5 protein-coding genes are annotated in these 4,352 nt (G+C 64.1%); 4 read left to right on the forward strand and 1 reads right to left on the reverse strand.

The features are described from left to right. The coding region (locus tag EOA27_RS24540; RefSeq protein WP_127257469.1) for a LysR family transcriptional regulator at positions 1-616 on the reverse strand (616 nt) is incomplete at its 3' end. 215 nt (positions 617-831) lie between these two features. Here EOA27_RS24540 and speB point away from each other — a divergent pair. The 4 genes from speB to EOA27_RS24560 all read left to right on the forward strand — a co-directional run bounded on the left by speB (position 832) and on the right by EOA27_RS24560 (position 4,210). Continuing rightward, on the forward strand, positions 832-1,887 hold the full coding sequence (speB, locus tag EOA27_RS24545) for an agmatinase (RefSeq protein ID WP_126079983.1): 1,056 nt from the start codon (positions 832-834) through the stop codon (positions 1,885-1,887). Positions 1,888-2,022: 135 nt separating this feature from the next. Then, the gene (locus EOA27_RS24550) at positions 2,023-2,823 is read left to right on the forward strand and encodes a transporter substrate-binding domain-containing protein (protein ID WP_126079984.1); all 801 of its coding nucleotides are present in this window, start codon (positions 2,023-2,025) and stop codon (positions 2,821-2,823) included. 74 nt (positions 2,824-2,897) lie between these two features. After that, a complete protein-coding gene (locus tag EOA27_RS24555) occupies positions 2,898-3,566 on the forward strand; it encodes an amino acid ABC transporter permease (RefSeq protein ID WP_126079985.1) in 669 nt (222 codons plus the stop codon). Next, entirely contained in the window at positions 3,563-4,210 is a 648-nt protein-coding gene (locus tag EOA27_RS24560; protein ID WP_126079986.1) for an amino acid ABC transporter permease, read from the forward strand. The genes EOA27_RS24555 and EOA27_RS24560 overlap by 4 nt, the downstream gene beginning before the upstream one ends. Positions 4,211-4,352 lie beyond the last annotated feature (142 nt).

A 4,352-nucleotide genomic window follows, 5' to 3' on the forward strand; every position in this document is an offset into this window, starting at 1 on the left:
CGGTGGAGAGCCAGGTGTGCCATTCACGGCCATCGTCGCCATGCAGGAAGACGTGATCGGCGAGGTCGCGGACGCTGCGGATCGGCCGGTTGTTGATCAGCGTCGGGCTGACCACGGGAAACAATTCCAGCCCGGACCATTTGCGTATCCAGCAGTCGCTCCAGCCACCGTCGCCATAATGCACGCAGACGTCGATATCCCCGGCGCGGATGTCCTTGGGATCGTTGGACGGGATCAGCGTCAGCTGGATGTCGGGATATTGCGCCGTGAAGGAGCCGAGCCGTGGCGTCATCCAAAGCAGCAGAAGCGCCGGCACACAGGACACCGACAGCGTGCCGGCACTCGCCGGCCGCGTCATGCGCTGCGTGGCGGCGGCGATGCCTTCAAAGGCAGTCGAAACCGCCGGCAGGAATTCGGCGCCATGCGGCGTCAGCTTCACCCGCCGGCCGGTGCGCTCGAAGAGTTTCACGCCGAGCGATTGCTCGAGCGCCTTGATCTGGTGGCTGACGGCGCCATGCGTGACATTGAGCTCACCCGCCGCCTTGGTCAGCGAGGCGTGCCGCGCCGTGGCCTCGAAGGCGCGCAGCGGGTTCAGCGGCGGCAGGCGCTTGGCCATGGAAGGGCTCCTACTTTGTGAGATTTTCTCACAATCAAGACCCTAACAATATCAATTGATTTTTCAATGCCGCTGCCCGACACTTTTGCCCGAAACAGCTTCAAGAGACGTGGAATCCGCAAGGACAGCGAGCAACGATCCAGCCGGCAAGGGGCTGGATCCGTGGCTGGCCTGGCAAATCGTCCGTGCGGGCGGCAAGCACAGGAGGACCGGACATGGGTTACGATCGCGGCAAGCTCGAAGCGTTGCGCCGCAAATATGGCGAGAGCCATGGCGGCGAGATGTTCGACCCGAAATTCCGCAAGGTCGCCGACAAGATCTTCAACAAGTCGGGCACGCGGCTTGCCCCCTATTCCGGCATCCCGACCTTCCTCGCCGCGCCCTATCGCGAGATCGCCGCCGAGAACCCGGATTTCGGCGACCTGCAGGTGGCGATGATCGGCGTGCCGATGGATCTCGGCGTCACCAACCGGCCCGGCTCGCGCTTCGGGCCGCGCGCGCTGCGCGCCATCGAACGCATCGGGCCCTACAATCATGTGCTGGAATGCGCGCCGACGCATGAGCTTCGCGTCGCCGACATCGGCGACACGCCGTTCCGCAGCCGCTACCGGCTGGAGATCAGCCACGAGGACATCGAAAAGCGCACCAACCAGATCGTCGATGCCGGCGTGCTGCCACTCTCGGTCGGCGGCGACCATTCGATCAGCCATCCGATCCTGAAGGCGGTCGGCAAGAAGTCGCCCGTCGGCATGATCCATATCGACGCCCATTGCGACACCAGCGGGCTGTTCGACATGACCAAGTTCCACCATGGCGGCCCTTTCCGCAACGCGGTGCTGGACGGCGTGCTCGATCCCTCGCGCACCATCCAGATCGGCATACGCGGCTCGGCCGAATATCTGTGGGAGTTCACCTACGAGTCCGGCATGACGGTCGTGCATGCCGAGGAGGTGACCGGGCTCGGTATCCCGGCCATCATCGAGAAGGCGCGCAAGATTGTCGGCGACGGGCCGACCTACATCTCCTTCGACGTCGACAGCATCGACCCCGCCTTCGCGCCCGGCACAGGCACGCCGGAGGTCGGCGGGCTGACGACGCGCGAGGTGCTGGAGCTGCTGCGCGGCCTGAAGGGCCTCAACATCGTCGGCGGCGACGTCGTCGAGGTGGCGCCGCAATACGACGCGACCACCAACACCGCCCATGTCGGCGCGCAGGTCCTGTTCGAGATTCTGAGCCTCATGGTGTTCAGCCCGGCGATCAGGAAGGGCTGAGACTTCTTAGTTTCACGCAATTCCGGACAGAAAACCGCGTCACACTTTTCCTGGAATTGCTTTAGCCAATACGGCCGCCGCGCTGGAGCCGGCGGCCGGACGCAACAAACAAGCTTCCAGCAGGGGAACCAAAAAATGACTCTTCGCAATGCATTGAAATCCATAGTCGCGGCGGCGATGATGCTCGGCGCTGCCGGCCTCGCCACCCAGGCCAAGGCCGACGCCGTCGACGACATCACCAAGGCCGGCGCCATCAATGTCGGCATCTTCTCCGACTTCCCGCCCTTTTCCTCGGCCAGCGCCGACATGAGCATCAAGGGCTATGACATCGACGTCGCGCAGGCGATCGCCGATGCCTTGAAGGTGAAGCTCAACCTGGTCAGCGTCACCGGCCAGAACCGCATCCCTTATCTCACCGACAAGCGCGTCGATATATTGATGAGCGTCGGCTACTCCAAGGAGCGCGAGCAGGTGATCGACTTCGCCGCCGCCTACGCGCCCTATTACATCGCCGTCATCGGGCCGAAAGCGCTCGCGGTCAAAGGCAAGGAAGACCTTGCCGACAAGTCGATCGCGGTTAATCGCGGCACGCTGGAGGATACGTCGCTGACCGAGGCGGCGCCCTCGTCCGCCGATATCCGCCGCTTCGACAACTACAATTCCGTCATCCAGGCCTTCATCTCCGGCCAGACGCAGCTGATGGTGGTCGGCAACGATGTCGGCGCTCAGGTGCTGGCCAAGCAGGATGCGCTGCAGCCGGAGCAGAAATTCCAGCTCTTGACCTCGCCCTCGCATATCGGCCTCAACAAGAATGAGGACCGGCTGAAGAACGCGGTGAACGACGCGGTCGCCAAGATGCTCGCCGACGGCAAGCTGGACGAAAGCTCCAAGGCCTGGCTGAAGACGCCGCTCAATCCCGCCAACCTCAAGGATTGATGCCGATCGGTTCGGCTCCGTAACAGGAGCCGAGCCTCCTCTTGGGTCGGGCGCCTCCAACAAGGTCAATCGCCATGGGCTACAGCCTCGACTTCGGCTGGCTTGCGGGTGCGGCGGGCGTGATCGCGCGCGGCGCGGCGATGACGCTGCTTCTGATCGCCGTCACGACGTTCGCCGGAACTTTCCTCAGCATCCTCGGCGCGGCAGGAAAGAGAAACGGCCCCAAGCCGCTTCAGCTCGCTATCGGCGTTTATGTCGAGGTGATGCGCAACACGCCGTTCCTGGTGCAGCTGTTCTTCATCTTCTTCGGCCTGCCCAGCCTCGGCATCAGACTCGACCCGATCCTGGCCGCGATGCTGGCGATGACGCTCAACATGGCGGCCTACACGATCGAGATCGTCGGCGCCGGTCTCGACGCCGTGCCGCGCGGGCAGACGGAAGCCGCGCTGGCGCTTGGGCTGAGGCCACGCCAGGTGTTCATCAAAATCGTGCTGCCGCAGGCGCTGAAGGTGATCTACCCGGCGCTGACCAGCCAGATCGTCATCATGATGCTGGAATCGGCCGTGGTGTCGCAGATCGCGGTGCGCGAGCTGACCTACGAGGCCGACATGCTGCAGGCCCGCACGTTTCGCGCCTTCGAGACCTATTTCGTGGTGACGATGGTCTATCTCGGCCTGTCGATGGGGCTGCGCCGGCTGCTCGTCAGTGGCGGCCGCCGCGTTCTCGGAGCCGGCGTGTCATGATCGAGTTCACTCTCTGGGACATCGTGCGCAACCTCTTGCTTGCCGCGCGCTGGACGGTGCTTTTGTCGCTCGCCGCCTTCATCGGCGGCGCGCTGGTCGGGTTGGTGGTGCTGTTCTTCCGAATCGCCCGGAACAAATGGATCAAGCGGTTCGCTTCGGGTTACATCGCGCTGTTCCAGGGCACGCCGCTGTTGATGCAGCTCTTCCTGATGTTCTTCGGCCTGCCGATGCTGGGGCTGCGCATCGAGCCGTGGACGGCGGCGGTGCTCGGCCTGACCTTCTTCGCCAGCGCCTATCTCGCCGAGATCTGGCGCAGCGGCGTCGACGCGCTGCCGAGGGGACAATGGGACGCCGGCGCCAGCCTCGGGCTGCATTACCTGCAGGAGCTCAGGCTAATCATACTGCCGCAGGCCTTCGCGATCACCCGCGCGCCGACCGTCGGCTTCCTGGTGCAATTGATCAAATCGACGGCGCTGACCTCGATCATCGGCTTCGAGGAACTGGTCAGAACCTCCAACGCCATCAACAATGCGACCTTCGAGCCGTTCAAGGTCTACGGGCTGGTGGCGTTGATCTTCTTCGTCTTGTGTTTTCCGCTGACGCAATACGCACGGAGGCTGGAGCAGCGCGCAGGGGCGCACTGAGCCGGCGAAAGGCTGCCGACCGGACCGGCAGCCTTTGTCGATCAATGCCCGAAGGCGAGCTGTGGCGCGATGCGGTCGCGCCGGAGCCAGCGCGCGAGCAGCAGCGCCGCCACCACGGCCAGCCCCGAGGCCAGGCCGATCC

It is taken from the genome of Mesorhizobium sp. M2A.F.Ca.ET.037.01.1.1, assembly GCF_003998075.1.
Taxonomy (GTDB): domain Bacteria; phylum Pseudomonadota; class Alphaproteobacteria; order Rhizobiales; family Rhizobiaceae; genus Mesorhizobium.